18 protein-coding genes and 3 tRNA genes are annotated in these 19157 nt (G+C 46.3%); 8 read left to right on the forward strand and 13 right to left on the reverse strand.

Features of this window, described 5'->3' with window-relative positions; genetic code table 11:
* Positions 1-67: 67 nt before the first annotated feature.
* The 7 genes from FOT42_RS10510 to folE all read right to left on the reverse strand — a co-directional run bounded on the left by FOT42_RS10510 (position 68) and on the right by folE (position 5861).
* Positions 68-1318 (reverse strand): ATP-binding cassette domain-containing protein, encoded by a 1251-nt coding sequence (locus FOT42_RS10510; RefSeq protein WP_151890530.1) that lies wholly within the window; start codon positions 1316-1318, stop codon positions 68-70.
* 31 nt (positions 1319-1349) lie between these two features.
* The gene (locus FOT42_RS10515) at positions 1350-1874 is read right to left on the reverse strand and encodes a GNAT family N-acetyltransferase (protein ID WP_151890531.1); all 525 of its coding nucleotides are present in this window, start codon (positions 1872-1874) and stop codon (positions 1350-1352) included.
* Complete coding sequence (locus tag FOT42_RS10520; RefSeq protein ID WP_151890532.1) at positions 1874-2356, reverse strand: DUF192 domain-containing protein; 483 nt, start codon at positions 2354-2356, stop codon at positions 1874-1876. The genes FOT42_RS10515 and FOT42_RS10520 overlap by 1 nt, the downstream gene beginning before the upstream one ends.
* Positions 2357-2360: 4 nt before the next feature.
* Positions 2361-3329: a prolipoprotein diacylglyceryl transferase gene (gene lgt / locus FOT42_RS10525; protein WP_151890533.1), complete on the reverse strand. Its 969-nt coding sequence runs from the start codon at positions 3327-3329 to the stop codon at positions 2361-2363.
* Positions 3330-3444: 115 nt separating this feature from the next.
* Positions 3445-3672, reverse strand: coding sequence for a membrane protein insertion efficiency factor YidD (gene yidD / locus FOT42_RS10530; protein WP_151890534.1), 228 nt, complete (start codon positions 3670-3672; stop codon positions 3445-3447).
* A gap of 12 nt (positions 3673-3684) precedes the next feature.
* The gene (gene cysS / locus FOT42_RS10535) at positions 3685-5166 is read right to left on the reverse strand and encodes a cysteine--tRNA ligase (protein ID WP_151890535.1); all 1482 of its coding nucleotides are present in this window, start codon (positions 5164-5166) and stop codon (positions 3685-3687) included.
* 14 nt (positions 5167-5180) lie between these two features.
* A complete protein-coding gene (gene folE / locus FOT42_RS10540) occupies positions 5181-5861 on the reverse strand; it encodes a GTP cyclohydrolase I FolE (protein WP_151890536.1) in 681 nt (226 codons plus the stop codon).
* Between the two features lie 227 nt (positions 5862-6088).
* Here folE and FOT42_RS10545 point away from each other — a divergent pair, with 227 nt between their 5' ends.
* A complete protein-coding gene (locus FOT42_RS10545) occupies positions 6089-7891 on the forward strand; it encodes a T9SS type B sorting domain-containing protein (protein WP_151890537.1) in 1803 nt (600 codons plus the stop codon).
* A gap of 114 nt (positions 7892-8005) precedes the next feature.
* Positions 8006-9451, forward strand: a complete 1446-nt coding sequence (locus tag FOT42_RS10550; RefSeq protein ID WP_151890538.1) for a T9SS type B sorting domain-containing protein — start codon at positions 8006-8008, stop codon at positions 9449-9451.
* A gap of 38 nt (positions 9452-9489) precedes the next feature.
* On the opposite strand, the gene FOT42_RS10555 is transcribed toward FOT42_RS10550, so the two are convergent.
* Positions 9490-10989 carry an OmpP1/FadL family transporter gene (locus FOT42_RS10555; RefSeq protein WP_151890539.1) on the reverse strand — a complete coding sequence of 500 codons (1500 nt, stop codon included), beginning with the start codon at positions 10987-10989 and terminating at the stop codon, positions 9490-9492.
* A gap of 34 nt (positions 10990-11023) precedes the next feature.
* A complete protein-coding gene (locus tag FOT42_RS10560; protein WP_151890540.1) occupies positions 11024-12274 on the reverse strand; it encodes a hypothetical protein in 1251 nt (416 codons plus the stop codon).
* A gap of 94 nt (positions 12275-12368) precedes the next feature.
* Between FOT42_RS10560 and proS the strand changes: the two genes are divergently transcribed.
* The 5 genes from proS (at position 12369) to rpsT (ending at position 14544) form a co-directional block, all read left to right on the forward strand.
* Positions 12369-13844 (forward strand): proline--tRNA ligase, encoded by a 1476-nt coding sequence (gene proS / locus FOT42_RS10565; protein WP_151890541.1) that lies wholly within the window; start codon positions 12369-12371, stop codon positions 13842-13844.
* Positions 13845-13925: 81 nt separating this feature from the next.
* Positions 13926-13997 (forward strand) — tRNA-Glu (locus tag FOT42_RS10570).
* A gap of 59 nt (positions 13998-14056) precedes the next feature.
* Positions 14057-14128: transfer RNA gene (locus FOT42_RS10575), tRNA-Glu, on the forward strand.
* 59 nt (positions 14129-14187) lie between these two features.
* Positions 14188-14259 (forward strand) — tRNA-Glu (locus FOT42_RS10580).
* 33 nt (positions 14260-14292) lie between these two features.
* Positions 14293-14544: a 30S ribosomal protein S20 gene (gene rpsT, locus FOT42_RS10585; protein WP_151890542.1), complete on the forward strand. Its 252-nt coding sequence runs from the start codon at positions 14293-14295 to the stop codon at positions 14542-14544.
* Positions 14545-14606: 62 nt separating this feature from the next.
* Here rpsT and FOT42_RS10590 read toward each other — a convergent pair whose 3' ends face one another.
* From FOT42_RS10590 to rho, 4 genes are all read right to left on the reverse strand, one after another.
* Positions 14607-15170, reverse strand: coding sequence for a hypothetical protein (locus FOT42_RS10590; RefSeq protein ID WP_151890543.1), 564 nt, complete (start codon positions 15168-15170; stop codon positions 14607-14609).
* Positions 15171-15394: 224 nt separating this feature from the next.
* Positions 15395-16084: a hypothetical protein gene (locus tag FOT42_RS10595; RefSeq protein ID WP_151890544.1), complete on the reverse strand. Its 690-nt coding sequence runs from the start codon at positions 16082-16084 to the stop codon at positions 15395-15397.
* Between the two features lie 6 nt (positions 16085-16090).
* On the reverse strand, positions 16091-16768 hold the full coding sequence (locus tag FOT42_RS10600; protein ID WP_151890545.1) for a hypothetical protein: 678 nt from the start codon (positions 16766-16768) through the stop codon (positions 16091-16093).
* A gap of 136 nt (positions 16769-16904) precedes the next feature.
* Positions 16905-18506, reverse strand: a complete 1602-nt coding sequence (gene rho, locus FOT42_RS10605; RefSeq protein WP_151890546.1) for a transcription termination factor Rho — start codon at positions 18504-18506, stop codon at positions 16905-16907.
* A gap of 192 nt (positions 18507-18698) precedes the next feature.
* Between rho and FOT42_RS10610 the strand changes: the two genes are divergently transcribed.
* A complete protein-coding gene (locus FOT42_RS10610; RefSeq protein WP_151890547.1) occupies positions 18699-19109 on the forward strand; it encodes a DUF4293 domain-containing protein in 411 nt (136 codons plus the stop codon).
* The last annotated feature ends 48 nt before the right edge of the window (positions 19110-19157 follow it).

A 19157-nucleotide genomic window follows, 5' to 3' on the forward strand; every position in this document is an offset into this window, starting at 1 on the left:
TAAGTTTTTAGATGAATAATAAAAAGGGCCGCTCATAGAGCGGCCCTTTTTTTGTGCTTGTTTTTTTCTATGAAAGCCCAACGCTGCCTACTGAACCTGTTTCCCGAACATTCAAAATGTAATTGAATTGGGGATACAGACCGGGCTCTTTTCTATGGGATACAAAAACAATGGCCGTATCGCTTTCTGATGCAATTTTGTTCACCAAGTCAACGAACAGGGCTGCACCAGAATCGTCCAGACCGGCCGTGGGTTCGTCCAAAATGAGTAGGGGAGGATGTTTTATCATGGCCCTAGCCACCATGACCAATCTTTTATCGCCAGGGGATAGGTCTCGAAAATGATTCGCTCTTTTATCGTATAGTCCTAAAAGTTTCAACCATTCATGGGCCAAACGCTTTTCGGTATCCGTTGGGATGACATATAGGCCAATGGAATCGTGTAGACCGGAGATGACCATATGTTCCAGACTATGGTAGCCCCTGAACTTGTCCGTGACGGCAGGGGTAAAGTAACCTATTTTCTTCTTCAGGTCCCAAACACTTTCCCCGCTTCCTTTCTTCTGTCCAAATAGCGTCAGGTCCTGCCCGTAAGCTTTATGGCTGTCCCCGGTGATCATGGAGAGCAAGGTGCTCTTCCCACTTCCGTTGGGGCCTATCAATTGCCAGAATTCCCCTCGCCGTATCGTCCAATCGATTTGGTCCAATACCTGTCGCCCGTCAAAACGGACCGAGACCTTTTCAAATTTGACCAATTCCATATCGGGTATTTCCAGAGGCTGTAGCGCTGGGGGTATAGTGCCATTGAATGCAGAGCTCTTTTTTTCATTGGCCTCCCAAAATGCCTTTGCTGTTTCGTATGGATGCAATTCTTCTCCATCTAGTTTGTAAAAATCCGTGGTCACGGGCAAAATATCCTCCAACCGACTGACCAATTGCACCACGGTCTTGGTGGAGGCAATGGTACAAAGTTGTTCTTTTAGTTGTGCCTGGGCGGCCACGTCCAGATTGTCGAAAGGGTTGACCAGCACCAAAAAATCAGGTTCCTGCTGGAGCAGATACCGTAAGAGTGCCTTCTTCTGTTCCCCGCTGCTCATGGTCTTGAGGGATTGTTGGGTTTCCTTGGTCAAGATCTTGATATCGTGGCGCTCCTCTTCGTCCATATAACGATCGATCTCTGACCGTGAAAAAAGAAGCCCCTTCAGATCTTGTAGTTGGTGTACCCCTGAAATTGGCACATTGGTCAATAATCGGTCAATGATGCCGTGTGTTTGGGACGTGTTATTGGTAAGTATCGCGTAGCTTTTGGGTTGATGCATGTAATCTGGAAATAAATTCCTAAAATTACGATTATCCTTGGTTTACCCTAAAAATATGGACGGGATTGTCCTTGTAGGTCGTGGTTTTGTCCAAGAACATTCCATTTTTCAAGGCTACTTTTTGTGAGGGGACATTGTCCACATGGATGATGGAGATCAAAGAGTCCGAAAAACCCTCTTGGAAGGCATAGTGCTTGCTTTTTTGGGCTGCTTCCACCGCATAGCCCTGTAACCAGAACTTGGGCAATATGGAATATCCGATTTCCAGTTCTTCCACATCGTCCACAATTTGGACCAAAAGTCCGCAGATGCCCACCAATTGCCCTGAATTCTTTAAAGTAAGGGCATTCATGCCGCCCAAATCGTTTTCATAACGCTCAAATATTCGGTCAAATTGGACTTTGCAGGCTTCCTCTGGATGGGAGGGCAATCCTTCCCAATATTGCGTGGACCTTGGGTCGTGGTAGAACGGTAACCATTCATCAAAGTCTGAGGGTTGCAACTTTCTGAACAACAATCGCTCCGATGCCTCATTTTCTAAAAGATATTTGGACATTACTCTCGGGTAAAGGCAATACTGTCCCCTACTTGCAGTCCCAATTTATCGGACAGTCCCGCATTTATCTCAAGTACATATTTGGCGGGTACGTTGGAGGGCAGGCTGCTCTCATCGTAGGGTTTGGCATTTTTTTGATAACTAACGATTTTCATTGCTTCATCAATATAGATGATGTCCAAGGGAAACTCGGTGTTCTTCATGTAAAAGGAACGGGCGGAGGCATTGGGGAAGATGAACAACATGCCTTGGCTCTCTTCCATGGATTGACGGTACATGAGTCCTGTTTCAGTTTCGTAATCTGTTTCAGCGATCTCTATATCAAATTTTGCTTTCAGGGAATCCGTTCCGGTGGTCAGGATGGACAACTTGCCTTCCTTGGTGAAGGATACGGTCTCGGTTTTAAGGGCCTGCTTGGTCTCTGACTTGCAAGAGACCAACAAAAGGGTCAGAACGGATAATAGAATGCCAATATGCTTCATGTCCCTAATCCCTGTAGAAAATCGGTGATGGTCTGTACATAAAATAGAACCCAATGGCAATCATGGGGAGGCTCAGCCATTGTCCTGTGGAGAGAAGGCCCAGTGATTCTTCAAAACCGCCTTGGCTCTTTTTGAAGAACTCCACGAAAAATCGGACGGTGAACAAAAGCACCATGAACAATCCAAAAATGTAACCTTGCTTCTCTTTTTTATCCGTTTTCCAATAGATCATCTGTAGAAAGAGGAACACGAAAAAGTAGCAGATGGCCTCGTATAATTGCGCAGGATGGCGATAGGGTATGGTCTGCAGGATGCCTGCAAATTCAGGCTTGTGTTCTATGGCCTTGTATGCGGCATTTTCTGTGGCCTCTTTGGTGATCGCCATCGCTTTGTACGCTGGCATGTCATCAGAATCCCTGATAAAACGTGTGGCCAAGAAATAGGATTTATGGACCACTTTACCATTGATCTCCGAATTGAAAAAATTGCCCAGACGCACAAAGCACGCGCCAATGGCCGAAGGGATCACCAAACGGTCCAGCATCCAGAGCATTCGGATGTCATCCCATTTTCTGCAGAAGAGCCACACCCCGATGATGGCGGCGATGGTAGCCCCGTGACTGGCCAGCCCGGTAAACCCGGTGAACTCATAGCCGTTTATGATGCCGAACAGCGAGCTGTTCGCACTTTCCCTGATGGGCAAAAGAATTTCCACCAAATGGTCCTTGTAGTAGTCCCAGTCATAAAAAAAGACGTGCCCCAAGCGTGCGCCCAACATAATGGAAACCACGGTGTAGATGAACAGGGAATCCAGTTTTTCCATCGATTTCTTCTCGTTCTGGAATATTCTTTTCATGATGAACCAGCCCACCACAAAGGCTGCGATCCAAAGCAGGTTGTAGTATTTTATTTGAACGAAGCCCAGTTTAAAAAGGGTGCCTTCCGGGTTCCAATTGATTCCAAGGAAATACATCTAGTTAAATTTTGGACTAATATAACCACTTTGGGTGGTTGATGCCTATGTTTAAGCAATTTTTGGCTACAGTTAACCTTTTTGGAACGATTTGGATACCTTCTTTGGGTACATGTTAGGGAACCGGGTCGTATCCGCTCCCGCCCCATGGATTGCAGCTCGCTATGCGTTTCATGGATAGCCATCCACCTTTGAACAGACCATGTTTTTTCAATGCCTCCAAGGTGTATTGCGAGCATGTGGGGGAGTAGCGGCACGTGGCCGGAAACATGGGGGAAATGAAATTCTGGTAAAATTTTACCAGTAGAATGAACGGGGCGATGAGTATTTTTTTAAATGACATGGCCCCCTTTTTTTAATTTAAGGAAAAAGTCGTACCGTCCTTGCCATCCTTGAGTTGAATCCCCAAAGCGATGAGTTCGTCCCGTATCTTGTCCGAAGTGGCAAAATCCTTGTTGGCCCTGGCATCGTTCCTGATTTGGATCAATAATTCCATGACCCCGTTCAGCGCATTGGAATCATCTTTGGCCAAAGCTTGGTTTTCTATACCTAAAACATCATACACAAAAGTGTTCAGGGTCATCTCCAAAAGTTCTTTGTCCTCGCTGCTGATGGTTTCTTGGTCATCCTTGATAAGATTGATGTGCTTGACGGCATCGAACAGGTGTGCAATGAGGATAGGGGTGTTGAAGTCGTCGTTCATGGCATCATAGCATTTTTGCTTCCACGTAGCCACATCAAAATCCGATGTTGCACCCGTTTTAAGGTCCTTAAGGCTAGTCATGGCTTCCATTAGGCGATGATAGCCTTTTTCGGATGCCAAAAGGGCATCGTCGCTAAGGTCCAGAATGCTGGTATAGTGGGCCTGCATCATAAAAAAGCGTACAACGGCAGGGGAGTATACCTTGCTCAAAATATTGTTGTCCCCGCTGAAAATTTCTGAAGGGTAGATGTTGTTCCCGGTGGATTTGGACATTTTCTTCCCGTTGAGGGTCAGCATATTGGCGTGCATCCAATACTTTACCGGTGATTTTCCGGTGCTGGCCTCCGCTTGCGCGATCTCACACTCGTGATGGGGAAATTTCAGGTCCATTCCACCTCCATGGATATCAAAGGTCTCTCCCAAATATTTGGTGCTCATGGCCGTGCATTCCAAATGCCAGCCAGGGAAACCGTCTCCCCAAGGTGAAGGCCAACGCATGATGTGTTGGGGTTCTGCCTTTTTCCATAGGGCAAAATCCTGCGGATTTTTTTTCTCATCCTGTGCGGTCAGTTCGCGGGTATTGGCGATCATGTCCTCAAGTTTCCTCCCACTGAGCTTGCCATATTCGTGGTCCTCGTTGAACTTGACCACATCAAAATAAACGGAACCGTTCACTTCGTAGGCCAATCCTTTTTCCAGGATATCCTTGATGATCTCGATCTGTTCAATGATATGCCCCGTTGCCGTAGGCTCTATGCTTGGGGGCAACAGGTTGAATTTTTGTAGGGTATTATGGAAATCCACGGTGTAGCGTTGCACCACTTCCATGGGTTCTATCTGTTCCAATTTTGCCTTTTTGGCGATTTTGTCCTCACCTTCGTCAGCATCGTTTTCCAAATGCCCGGCATCGGTGATGTTACGGACATAGCGCACTTTATAGCCCAAATGCTTGAAATACCTAAAGATCATATCAAAGGACATGAAGGTGCGGCAGTTTCCAAGATGTACATTGCTATAGACCGTGGGGCCGCAGACATACATGCCTATATGGCCTTCATTTATCGGTTGAAAAAGCTCTTTTTTTCCTGAAAGTGAATTGTGTATTCGAAGGTTTTGGTCCTTGTAAAGCTGCATGGAAAAACGTAGGGTTAAAACTCGGTATCTAGGTTGATGTAATCCAAAAACTCCCTTCTTACGGCCTCATCCTTGAACTTGCCGCCATATTCTGCAGTGACCGTGCTGCTCTCGATATCGCGAATCCCCCTTGAGTTTACGCAAAGGTGTTTGGCATCAATGACGCAGGCCACATCCTCTGTGCCCAGGACCCTCTGCATTTCCTTCACGATCTGGATGTTCAATCGTTCTTGGACCTGTGGTCTTTTGGCATAATAGTCCACGATACGGTTCATTTTGGAGAGACCGACCACGGTGCCGTTGGAGATATAGGCAATGTGAGCGCGGCCCACAATGGGCAGCAAATGGTGCTCGCAAGTGGAATAGACTACAATGTTCTTTTCCACCAACATTTCACCATATTTATATTTGTTGTCAAAGGTAGAGGAAGTGGGTCTTCTGTCTGGGTGGAGCCCGCCAAAGATTTCTTTCACGTACATTTTGGCGACTCGTTTGGGCGTACCCTTTAAGCTGTCGTCTTCCAAGTCTAGGCCAAGGGTCAACATGATTTCCCTGACGTTTTTCTGGATGCGCTCTATTTTTTCCTCATCGCTCAGCACAAAGGCATCCTTTCGCATAGGGGTGTCCGAGGATGATCCAACGTGATCGTTGCCCCTTTCTTCATATTGTTCTTCCAAAGCCTGCTCTAGTTTCATCTGATCATCTTTAATAGAACAAACAGGTCAGGTCGCAGTGGCCGTAGGAAATTTCGGATGGTCTGTGCCAGCCTAGTGGCTGCGGCTTGTTTCCTTGCTGTTTCTTCAAGACAGCAAAGATAACATTAATGAATGATTTAACATCTGGTACCGATGGTTTGACAACATAAATTATTGTTAAGGCAACTGCCATACTACTTTTATAATATCCAAACCTACAGTCTTTTATGGTCAAACCCATCATAAGAACCTTTATTGTCCTCTTTTTTTGCCCATTGGTGCATTCCCAGGTTTCCCAAGAATGTGTCAGTGCAGTCCCCATTTGTAACAATACGCCGATCAATGGTGGTACGAATGGTTATGGAGTCGATGATTTCAGCGGTGCGACTACTAGTGGGTGTTTGGAGCGTACCACAACAGGGTCCATAGAATCCAATTCGGCGTGGTACCGATTCCGGACGGCCGCTTCGGGGCAATTGGGCTTCAATATTGGGCATGACAATGGCGAGGATTGGGATTTTGCACTCTATCAGGCAACGGATTGCTCCAATTTGGGAGAACCCGTGCGCTGCAATTTTTTCGATAACAGTGAGGGCACTAGTTTTATTGGAGTGGGGGAAGACCCAACAGGCATATCAGATTCGGTGCACTACGAGGAATGGCTCCAAGTGGAGGCAGGGGAGGATTATGTACTGTTCATCAATAATTTTAGCAATGTGAACTCTGGTTTTTCCATCCAGTTCACCGGGAGCATTTGGGAGACGAATCCCAATGATGCCCTGGACTGCTCCATTATCGACAATCTTTTGGGCCCTCCCATAGCGGCCTGTGAGAATGACAATGTGCTATTGGATGCCACAACGACTGGTGCGATGGCTTACGAATGGTATGTCGATACCGGAAGTGGGTACCAACTTATTTCGGGTGCGGCAATGCCCACCTACCAAGTGCTGGATTCAGGGCAGTATCGCGTTGTGGTCACCACGGCCAGCGGCAGCATTGTGAGCGATGTTCAGGTAGGTTTCAATGAGGTTCCGGTGACGCAGCCCTTGGCCGATGAGATTTTTTGTTGGTCCATGGGAATGGTGTACGATTTTTCGAATAAGGATGCGGAGGCCCTTGGTTCGGCAGCTCCCAACGAATTTATGGTGAGCTACCATAGTTCACAACTGGATGCCGATGTAGGGGCAAATCCATTGCAAAAACAATATGAAAAGGGTCCGGGACAGGAAACCATCTATGTCCGTACCACTTCTTTGGCCAATCCGAATTGCTATGATGCCTCCGAAAGTTTTGTTCTGGAGGCCGTGGAGACCCCAGAGCTCACTTTTCCAGAGGAAATGGTCATCTGTGAGGCTGTTGGGAGTGTCGAAATAGGGGAGACTACGGCCAATCCAAATTATACCTATCTTTGGAGTACTGGGGAACAGACCCCAAGCATCCTGGTTTCCCAAGCTGGGGAATACACGTTGACGGTCACCAATGTTTCCAACGGCACTTCCTGCGAAGCAAGCCGTAGCGTAGTGGTTTCCCTATCCACAATGCCCGTCATCTCCAGTGTCGAAAAAGAAGATATGAGCACCAACAATACGGTGACCATCCACACGGAAAACCAAGGGGAGTATGAATTCAGTATGGATGGTGGTGAATTTCAGTCCAGCAATGTCTTTCAAGGAGTAGCTCCGGGCGTACATACGGTGACCATGCGGGATCCCTATGGCTGTGGAGAGGTGCAGGAAGAAATTGTGGTGGTCGGCTTTTTGGCCATATTTTCACCCAACGGCGATGTGCTCAATGAAACCTGGCAGATAGAAGGGCTTTCCACGTTGAATTCGCCCATTGTCACCATTTATGACCGATACGGAAAGCTCATCAAGCAGATGAACGAGTTCGATCCGGGATGGGATGGCAGTTTTAATGGAAAACCGATGCCTTCCACGGATTATTGGTTCAAACTGTCCTACGTGGATAATGCAGGGAACCGCACCTATGCCAAGTATCTCCAGAGCCATTTTTCCTTGCGAAGATAACCGCTTGGTCGATTTCATCGATTAACGGCAGATTTTTTCGACGATCACATACTAAAAACGTGTTTTGGGGAGTTATAGTGGTGGAAATAGAATAACCAATAGCCCCACAATTCTATGAGAGCCCTATTTAGCGCTGCATGCTGTGTGTTCCTTTTCTCTATGACAGCCAGTGCGCAGAATTCACCTGATTGCAGAACGGCCATTCCTGTCTGTGCGGATGCCCCGATCACGGGGACCACGGACGGTAGTGGGGATATCGATGATTTTGACCCCGAGGTCATTACGCAAACAGGATGTCTGGAAAAGGGCAGTGTCAGCTCGGCCAATATTGAAAACAATACAGGTTGGTATGTGTTCAGGGCCGGTACCGATGGGCAAATAGGTTTTGATATTGAAGCACTTCCAGTGAACCCGGGAAGCCCGATTACAGCAGAATGGGATTTTGCCCTCTATGGTCCCTTTGATGAAACTTCAGGAGAGAATTACTGCACCATTGTGGGAAATGGTTCCGCCCAACCCATACGCTGTAATTACGAATACAACGATACCGGCTTTACCGGGATAGGGGTGAACCCTGTGGATGGAAGGGTAGGTGCACCTTTTGTGAAACAGAGCCAGAACACCTATGATGAATGGCTGAATGTGACCGCTGGGGAAATCTATTACCTCTACATCAACAACTACAACACCAATTTTGACGAAGATCCAGAATCTTTTATCCTGACCTTTACGGGCAGTTCCGTGGATGCAGATCAAGATTCCGCTTTGGACTGTACCCTACGGGATGAGTTTTTGGGCTTGGACATCGTGGCCTGCGAGGGCGACCCGGATATTGTGCTGAGTGCACTGAATTCTCCTGTGGGTCCCAGCATCTCCAATATTGTTTGGGAACTGGATGCCGATGATGATGGAACCTATGAAACTGTTTTGGCCACAGGTGCGGGCCAGACCGAATTGACCGTATCCAGTCCGAACTCCGGAAGATATAGAGTGACCATTCAGTCTACTTTTGGAACAACCATTACCGACGATATCCTGATTACTTTTTATGGAACACCAGTGGTGGATGAAGTGGTGATCATTGACGACTTGGTGCATAGCGACCAGACCGACCCCTACAATGTGGAAATTGTGCCCTTGGGTGACGGTAACTACGAATATTCCTTAAATGGTGGTGAATACCAGGACGATCCTGTTTTTTATGATGTCCCTCCTGGGGTGAACGAAGTGGTCATCAATGATAAAAATGGCTGTGGCACTTCAGATCCCTATCATTTTCTGGTGGTGGGCTATCCCAAGTTCTTTACGCCCAATGGCGATAATGTGCATGACAACTGGAATGTGTATGGGATTGAACAACTGAACAATCCTGTGGTCTATATCTTTGACCGTTATGGCAAGCTCTTGAAACAAATGGACCTCAATACAGGGTGGGACGGAACCTTCAATGGGAGGGAGCTGCCTTCTTCGGACTATTGGTTCCGGTTGGATTATGACCGTGACGATGAAGGGGTGTTGGTGGCACGTTCTGTACGTAGGCACTTTTCCTTGGTGCGATAAAAAAAGGCCGGACTGTGTCCGACCTTTTTTCTATTTCTTTAGAATTTCATGGTATAGCCCAATGAAATATTGGTGTTGATCCTGTTGACCAGGGCTGCATTGTCGATACCGCTGTCAAAAAGATAGGTGTTCACATCCTGTTCGGAACGGCTATAGGCCAGATCCAACCTGCTTCCTCCAAAATCGTAACCAATACCGGCCGAGAATCCATTGAGGTCGCCCACAAAGTCAGTGTTTTCATAGGGGCTTTCCTCAAATCGGTAACCGGCCCTCAAGCTCACGCGTTCAATTCGATATTCGCCACCCAGTTTGAAGGAATTAACGGCTCCCAATTCGGTGGAAATAAAATCGTTCTCTGCGGCAAAGTTGGGGTCCGAGGTGGGTCCGAGCTCTGCTTTGGACATATCCTGGTAGCCATAATCAAAACTGATGAGTCCATCTTGCCCAAACACTATGGCCAAACTACCTGTATATTTTTCAGGGGTCCTGATCTTGTATTCATCATAGAGGTTCACGATGCCAAAATTGATGAAATTGATATCCTCTACCGCCAATGTGGAATTGATTCGTTGTGAAGTGTCATCAGTAAGTCTGTACCATGTTGGGGATTGGTAGCTACCGCCCACACGCACGCTTTCGTTCAATTTGGCAATGGCTCCCAAGCTAAAGGAAAAACCATAGCCCTCGGTATGCAGGAAGTTGTCAAAAGAGGTGGACTGGACAGGGGAGGCTTGGTTATATCCAGTTTCATCAAAATAGGTGACCCTGTCATAGAGGACATTGTGGAAGTTCACCGTGGCCCCCAGATAGAGGTTCTCCTCATATTGTGTGGCAACGTTCAGCGTGAACTTGCTATTGTAGCCGGAAGTGGTCCTTAGATAACTTTGGTTCAAGCTGCTGTATTCTGCATTGGAAAAGTAACCTGTATTTGCATCATCATCCACATCGGGTTCGATGAGCCCTGCCTGAAACCCTAGGAAAGCCTGTTGTGCGGCATAGCCGAGGTTCGCACCAATGTCGAGATAGGCGTCCTCGATGTATTCGCCCTGCTGAACCCGTAGTGGGCCCAACGGCTGGCCTTGGGCAAAGTTCAGAAAGTAATTGTCGATGCCCGATGTGGAGCTTCCAGCGGCAAAAAATTCGTTGTCAAAATTCTGGACCATGTCATAATTGAAGGCCAATGATAACTTCTTCCATGGACTGTCCGTTGATTTGAACACAAAGACACCACCAATTTGGTTCAGCTCCAAAGCATTGTCCTTGGTGTTTCGTAGTGTGCCGCCGTAGAGGACATCATTGTTACTGTGGTAGTTGGACCCCGTGATCCCTACTTCGCTATAATTGAAGACGGCAGATCCCGCCGGGTTCACGTTTAGGGAGGAGAGGTCACCGCCCAAGGCACCAAAGGCCCCGCCCATGGCTTGGAACCGTGCGGTTCCCTGTATATTTTCGGTACTATAACGAACTACATCGTCTATGGTCTGCGCACTTGCGAAAGTGCATGCCAATACCATGATGAAAGTTGAGATTCTTTTCATTTCCCTTGATTTAGTTTAAATACTGTTTTGGAATTTATGATCTTCCACCTCTGCCACCGGAACGGGAAGATCCAGAGGACCTGCTCGCGCCGCCAGAGCTTCTTGAGGAACTGCCCCCGGAACTTCTGTAGCTTCCAGAGCTCCTTGAACTGCTACTGCCACTACTCCTGTAACTTCCTGAACTTCTGGAGGTTCCTGAAGATGATCTGTAATTGCTGCTTGGCGTCGACTGATAGTTTCTGCTGCTGCCAGAACTTCTGTTGTAGCTTGGAGAAGAGCTCCTAGTGGCCGAATTGCTTCGACTGTATGAACTATTGCTCCTAGTGGATGGGGAAGTCCCATACGAACGGTAGGTTCTGGAAGTCCCGCTATAACTTGGATTGGAACGTGTGCTCCTGCTGGTCCTGTAGTCTCTATTACGATTGATCGCATCTGCACTTACGGTTCTTCTGGCCATAGTGCCATTGCTATAACTCCTTGAGGTCCTACCCGCATTGGAGCGACCACTATACGTTCTGGTTCCACTGGTCCTTGAGGCAAGGTTGGACCTTCCTCGAAGGGTGGTGCCGGGAATATAACTGTTGCTATATCCTCTTCTGCCACTCATGTAGGCGTAGTTTCTGCGATAGTTGTTGTAGTAATAGGGTCTGTTCCAATGGCCATAATAGCCGCCCCAACCATAATAGCCGGCATATCCCCAGCCATTGTAGGGGTAGCCCCAGCCATAATAGCCGGCCCAGCCCCAATTGTTATATCTCCAAGGTCTGTTCCAACCCCATCCCCAACCGTAGTAGGGGGAGTTCCAACCATAGCCCCAGAAAGGATCGTTCCAGCCCCAGCCCCATCCGCCGTACATGCCTCCCCAGCCCCAGCTGTTGTCATATACGTTTATGGTAACGTTGGACGGATTGTCTCCCCAACCTGGATTTCCGTTATAGGTATTGTTATAGGCGAAGTAATCGGTTTGCTCTCCGTAAGGAACGGTGTCGTTTGCCATTTGGCTGGAGTAGCCATCGATATCGGTAAAAATCTCGCTGTCCAAAATTTCTTCGTACTCGCTTGCTTTTTGTCCAAAATAATCCCCGTAGACATTGCTTTCCTGCTGTTCCATTCGGACAGCATCGGCGTTTTTCTTCTCAACACGGACCACGCGGTCCCCGCTGGAATAGATGCCATCATCATAATAGGATGCTTGTTGGTAAGATCCACAGGAGGCCACCAAGAGGGCGCCCACTATGGGTATGGCGAAAATATGGATTTTGTTGTGGGGTAAAGACTTTAACATGACGCAATTTTTATTGTTGAACATACTAAAAATAACTAGTTTTACCGAATTATTTTATTAATAAAATCACAAGTTTTGTGCCAAACTACAATAGATGGGTAAAAATTTGACAAGCCGGGCCGAGGATTATTCCAAATGGTATAATGAACTTGTTGTAAAATCGGATTTGGCTGAGAATTCAGGAGTTAGGGGCTGTATGGTGATAAAGCCCTATGGCTATGCGATATGGGAGAAGATGCAGGCACAGTTGGACAAGATGTTCAAGGAAACGGGCCATGAAAATGCCTATTTTCCGTTGTTCATCCCAAAATCCTATTTGAGCAAGGAGGCTAGCCATGTGGAAGGTTTTGCCAAGGAATGTGCCGTAGTGACACACTACAGGTTGAAAAATGCAGAGGATGGCAGCGGGATTGTTGTGGATGAAGATGCCAAATTGGAAGAAGAACTCATCGTCCGCCCAACTTCAGAAACCATCATTTGGGATACATATCGGAAATGGATACAGTCCTACAGGGATTTGCCCATTTTGGTGAATCAATGGGCCAATGTGGTCCGTTGGGAAATGCGGACACGTTTGTTTTTGCGTACCGCGGAATTTTTATGGCAAGAAGGGCATACGGCCCACGCCACTAAAGAAGAAGCCTTGGAGGAAGCGGAGCAGATGATGCACGTGTATGCCGAGTTTGCCGAAAGCTATATGGGAGTGCCGGTGATCAAAGGGACCAAAACTGAGAGCGAACGCTTTGCCGGGGCGGAGGAAACCTATTGCATTGAAGCATTGATGCAGGATGGGAAGGCCCTTCAGGCAGGAACCTCACACTTTTTGGGACAGAACTTTGCCAAGGCCTTTGATGTGAAATTTGCCACGAAAGAAGGAAACCAGGAATATGTCTGGGCCACTTCTTGGGGCGTTTCCACCCGATTGATGGGTGCTTTGGTGATGACCCACAGTGATGACAACGGATTGGTGCTGCCCCCAAAATTGGCGCCCATCCAAGTGGTGATCGTGCCCATATACAAAGGATTGGACCAGTTGGACGCCATTTCGGAAAAAGTGGAACCCTTGGTCAAGGAACTGCGTTCCAAAGGAATTTCCGTAAAATACGATAAAAGGGATACCCACAAACCAGGCTTCAAATTCAATGAATATGAACTCAAGGGCGTCCCCGTGCGCTTGGCCGTTGGGCAGCGCGATCTGGAGAACGGAACCTATGAAGTGGCCCGAAGGGATACGCTGACCAAAGAATCCGTGAAGGCGGAAGAGATTGTGGAAAAGGTGAGCTCACTATTGGAAGATATCCAAGAGAATATATATAACAAAGCCCTCGCTTTTAGGAAAGAACACATCACCGAAGTGGATTCTTATGATGATTTCAAAAAGGTGATCGAGGAAAAAGGAGGGTTTGTATCGGCCCATTGGGACGGTGCACCGGAGACAGAGGACAAGATCAAGGAGGAAACCAAGGCCACCATCCGCTGCATTCCATTGGATGCCAAAAAGGAAGAGGGGAAATGTATGGTGACAGGGAAACCTTCCGCGCGACGGGTGTTGTTTGCAAAGGCTTATTAAACAGGAGGCAAAAAATAAAATTTACTGTTGCAAGACTTAAAAATAGTTGTATTTTTGCATCCGCAATTGTGTAACCATAATGGCCCGTTCGTCTAGGGGTTAGGACGCCAGGTTTTCATCCTGGTAACAGGGGTTCGATTCCCCTACGGGCTACGAAGTTCAATGAAATATTGGAATACAAAGGGTTTTTACCTTTGGTTCCATTTTAAAACGGCCCGTTCGTCTAGGGGTTAGGACGCCAGGTTTTCATCCTGGTAACAGGGGTTCGATTCCCCTACGGGCTACGAAGTTCAATGAAATATTGGAATACAAAGGGTTTTTACCTTTGGTTCCATTTTAAAACGGCCCGTTCGTCTAGGGGTTAGGACGCCAGGTTTTCATCCTGGTAACAGGGGTTCGATTCCCCTACGGGCTACAAAAAGAAATTTAGAAAGCAGAATATAAGATAATGGCAAACCATAAGTCAGCATTAAAGAGAATCAGAAGAAACGAAGCAGTACGCTTGCGTAACAGGTACCAGCACAAAACTGTGCGTAACGCAATCAAGAAATTGCGCAATGAAGAGGACAAGAAAGCTGCAGAGGCTTTGTTGCCCACTGTGGTCGGCATGATCGATAAGTTGGCCAAGCGCAACATTATCCATAACAACAAGGCTTCCAACCTGAAAAGCAAATTGATGAGCAAGGTTTCCGGTATGTAAGCTTGATTCAAATCAACATATATTAAAAAGCGTTCCAAAACAGGAGCGCTTTTTTTTGACCTTTATCGGAACGCTTTGCGCTGTGAGATGATGAAGCCCAGCATGAAGTTCGCGTACATGAACAGGATCAGCACTTTCAATACTTGGCGCAGTTGGTAATCTACCCATATTGTTGGTGCTTCATAGGCTACCAAAAACAGGAAGGGGGAAACGGAGTGGAAACCGACCAGTGCCAAACTGATCCAGAACATGAGGTTATACTTTAAGGAATGCAAATGAGGCCCCTCATCCATTTTCTCTTTGAAATACAGGGCTATGCTGGCCAAAAGTACCATGGATGCCATCAGATCTGCAAAGTAAAGGTTCATGTGCAACGGGTCTTGAAAGAAAAGGCTGATCGCATAGGCCAACATACTGATGCCAGCACCATATCTCACCCATTTTTTGTGCTTATCCACCTTCAGTACCCTCCAATAGATGTAATAAAAAAACAAAAATGCGAGGACCGAATAGATGTTGTAGATGATCACATTGTGCCATTTGTATCGCTCATCGGAGAAAAACTGAAAATCGTCATGATACCTGATGAAGTAGCCCAACAGCTCAGTCAGGAAAGTGTACATCAAATAAATGGGGAAGTATTTTAGGGGTGTGTCAAAATAGGATCTGTATCGAAAAACCGCCACCAGCCAAACAAGAAAGTAAAGGGGGATATAAAATTGGTTTGTAATGAATTTATAGAGCTCCTCTATCATCGGTTGTTCTGTTCCCTTTTTGTTGAGATATAAATGTAAACAATAAAAAATGCCCCCGGTGTTTGGGGGCGTACATGTTCTTCCTTGGTTGTGCCTTATCTGAAAGCTTTCCGTTTTCCAATCAACAGACCAATGATGAAACAGCTATATTGTAGCACAATGGATCCCAATAAGATTGGTCTGAGGTAGACATTGACCGTAATCCCCAAATTGAGCTTGTACATGGTCAAAATGACGGGGAAAAGGGTGTAGAAAGCAAATAGCCCCATACTTACCCAGAACAATAAGTTGTACCTCAGCGGTTGCTGGTTCTCTTCTGTGCGCTTCTCCTTAAAATAGAGCACAAGAACTGCAATCAGTATTAGGGAAACAACGATATGGGCATAGGTCAATTGGTCGTGTAGCGGATTGCAAAAAAAAGTATTTATGAGATAGATGAGCACACATGAAACACTCCCGTAGAAAATCCACTTTTTTACCAACGGTTTTTTGGTGGTCTTCCGATACACTTCAAAGAAGAAAAGAAAGAACACCAGTTGGTAGATGTTGTAGATGATTACGTTGTGCCATGCGAAACGGTCATCCGAAAAAAATTGAAACTCGTTCGAATACTTGATGAAATAACCCAACAGCTCTGTAAAAAAGGTATAGATGATAACCATGGGAAGGTATTTCAACGGAGTGTCGAAATACCTTCTGTACCTATACACCGCAATTATCCACGTAAGGAGATAGAGGGGGATATAGAAATGTGCTATCAAATGTTGGAAAAGCTCGTTGAGCATAGTGGTTTAATCAAAATCATCTGGATATGGGGGAGGTCCTGAGCTGCCGTGGTTCAAGTTCAGGCTCTGGTCAATGGATGTTGATGAGAGGCTGGGAACAAAACCGGCCTCAGATCTTTCCACTTGGTTGGATTTGTACCCGATGCCAGTTTCCCCAACGGCGTTTTTGATCAATTTGGCCTTTCCATCGGCGCCAATATAGAAGCCGTAATCCATGCTGTCCACTCTCATGGTGGGTACAATGAAGATGGAGTTTTGTCTAGGATGGACCACCTTGTCACCATCGGGAAAACGATCTTTGTCCGGATAGTTCGCAAAATAGATCCGAAGCGTGGAGATGTCCACCTTGGCTTCTTTGGCCTCCTGTTCAATAAATGCGATGTACTGTTTGATGGTGGCATAATCAAAATCACTGAACCGGGCCGGTACAAATTTTTCGTCCGGTTTTCGTTCCATTTCAAACAGTTGGATCATGTCCACCCGGTTTTTGGTGTAATTGTCATACAGGGATTTGGATTCTGCCAGCGTAATGATTCCACTTGGAGCGGATACCACCTCTTCTTGAGGTTCTCCGGGGGTTCTGGGATCGGTCGTGTCGTCTTTCTTTGGTCCTTGTTGGCAAGAGCTGGCCAAGAGCAGGATGGAACCCAAAAAAGCAATAGTGTTTTTTCTGTTGTTTTTCATTGAATAAGTGTTTAAAGTTCAGTTTTGAGGAAACCAATTTAAAGATATGCCTTTTCTTCAAATTGAGTCAATAAAAAACCCTCCAAGAAACTTTGAAGGGTTTTTATTTTATTGAAATTGAATCATTTATGTAATTCTATTCGTTCATTGTGAGTAAAAATTCCTCATTGTTCCGGGTCTGCTTGATGCGCTGCTCCATAAACTCCATCGCCTCCACAGGGTTCATGTCCGCAAGATACTTGCGCATGATCCACATACGTTGGATGGTGTTCTCGTCCAACAGCAGGTCGTCCCTTCGGGTTGAGGAAGAAATAAGGTCGATGGCAGGGAAAATCCTTCGGTTGGAGATCCTACGATCCAATTGAAGTTCCATGTTACCGGTACCCTTGAATTCCTCAAAGATAACCTCGTCCATCTTAGATCCGGTCTCGGTCAGGGCTGTTGCGATGATGGACAGTGATCCACCGTTTTCAATGTTCCTGGCAGCTCCGAAGAAACGTTTGGGTTTGTGCAATGCATTGGCATCCACACCACCACTCAATACTTTCCCTGATGCGGGCTGTACGGTGTTGTAGGCGCGTGCCAAACGGGTGATGGAATCCAAAAGGATCACCACGTCATGGCCGCATTCCACCAATCGCTTGGCTTTGTCCAATACGATGTTCGCTACTTTTACATGTTCGGAAGCTTCCTTGTCAAAAGTGGAGGCGACCACTTCGCCGCGAACATTACGCTGCATATCGGTAACCTCTTCCGGCCTTTCATCGATCAAAAGGATGATCTGGTAAACTTCCGGATGGTTGGCCGCAATGGCATTGGCTATGTCCTTCAGCAACATGGTCTTACCTGTTTTGGGCTGGGACACGATCATGCCCCTTTGTCCTTTTCCGATGGGGGAGAACAGGTCCATGATCCTAGTGGAAATGGTACTCTGCTTTTCAGCCAATTTAAATTTTTCCTTAGGGAACAATGGGGTCAAGTGTTCAAAGGAAACCCTGTCCCTCACCACTTGGGGGTCGAGGCCATTGATTTTGTTCACCTTGATCAAAGGGAAATATTTTTCACCTTCTTTTGGAGGCCTGATGTTCCCCAAAACAGTATCCCCGGATTTCAGTCCGAACAATCGGATCTGTGATTGGGAAACATAGATATCGTCAGGAGATGAAAGATAGTTGTAATCGGAAGACCTCAAGAATCCATATCCGTCCTGCATGATATCCAGAACACCTTCACTCTCAATGATGCTATCGAATTCAAATTCAGGCTCTTTGTACCTGTTCTTGAGATCCTTGTCAAAATTGCTGTTCTTTTTGTCGTGCTTTTCGTGGTGGGTGTTCTTTTGGTGTTGCTGCTGGTGTTGGTTTGCCCTTTTGGCATTCCCCTGGGTTTTTGGGGCATTGTTCTGTTTGTTCTCCTTTTTTTGCGGTTGTACCTTGGAGTCGTCCTTTTTATCCTTGGCTTCGGTTTCAGGAGCTTTTTCAGCTGTTTCTACCTTAGTTTCTTTTGGCTCGGCCATTTTCGGTCTGGGGGTCCTTTCACGTTTTGGCTTAGGGGCAGGCCTTTCTTGGGGGGGGGCAGTGTTCTCTGCCACTGCTTTAGGGTTGGATGCTTGGACATCAAGTATCTGATATACAAGGTCCAGTTTTTTTAGGGTTTTGAATTTAGGAACATTAAGATCCTTTGCAATTTCTTGCAGTTCAGGAAGCTTTTTAGCTTTTAGATCTGAAATCTCGAACATTAAGTAAAGAATAAGTTAAACGTGTCTAATCTGAATATATTGAAGTAAAAGTTATTTGGGTGCTACTGGTGGAAAGATTTCCTAGGTAAGTACTTCGCTAATAACGACACAATAATACAAATTATTTTTCAAGAATAAAGGCCCATTTGTCAAAAAGACAGTTATTTTTGCGTTTTGAAATCGATTTGTGCAATGATTCAACGGATTCAGACGTTTTATTTGGTGATAGTGGCCCTGATTACAGGCGTGCTTCCCTTTTTTCTGAACCTTTGGGTCGAAGTGGGCGGTAAAGCGGTATATGCCCAAAATGAAGTTTTGGTCAGTGTGGCCTTTTATGCTTCGGCAGTTTTGGCCGTTATTGCCATTTTGCTGTACAAAAAAAGACAAAATCAATTTGTGGTGAACAGATTGAACATCATATTGAACCTTTTTTTACTAGGATTTTTCGTTTATCGATCGCTAAGCTTATCCGGAGAAGCTGTTGTTTCTGAGAAGGGTATTGGGATGCTGATTCCTGTATTTTCTATCGTTTTTCTGGTCCTGGCCAACAGGGCTATCAAAAAGGATGAAGATCTTGTAAAATCTGTTGATCGCTTACGTTGAACCTAACATCTTAGTAGTATTAGTGCGAAAGAATCCCGGCCTCTTGGT

The organism is Flagellimonas hadalis (assembly GCF_007785775.2).
Lineage (GTDB): Bacteria > Bacteroidota > Bacteroidia > Flavobacteriales > Flavobacteriaceae > Flagellimonas > Flagellimonas hadalis.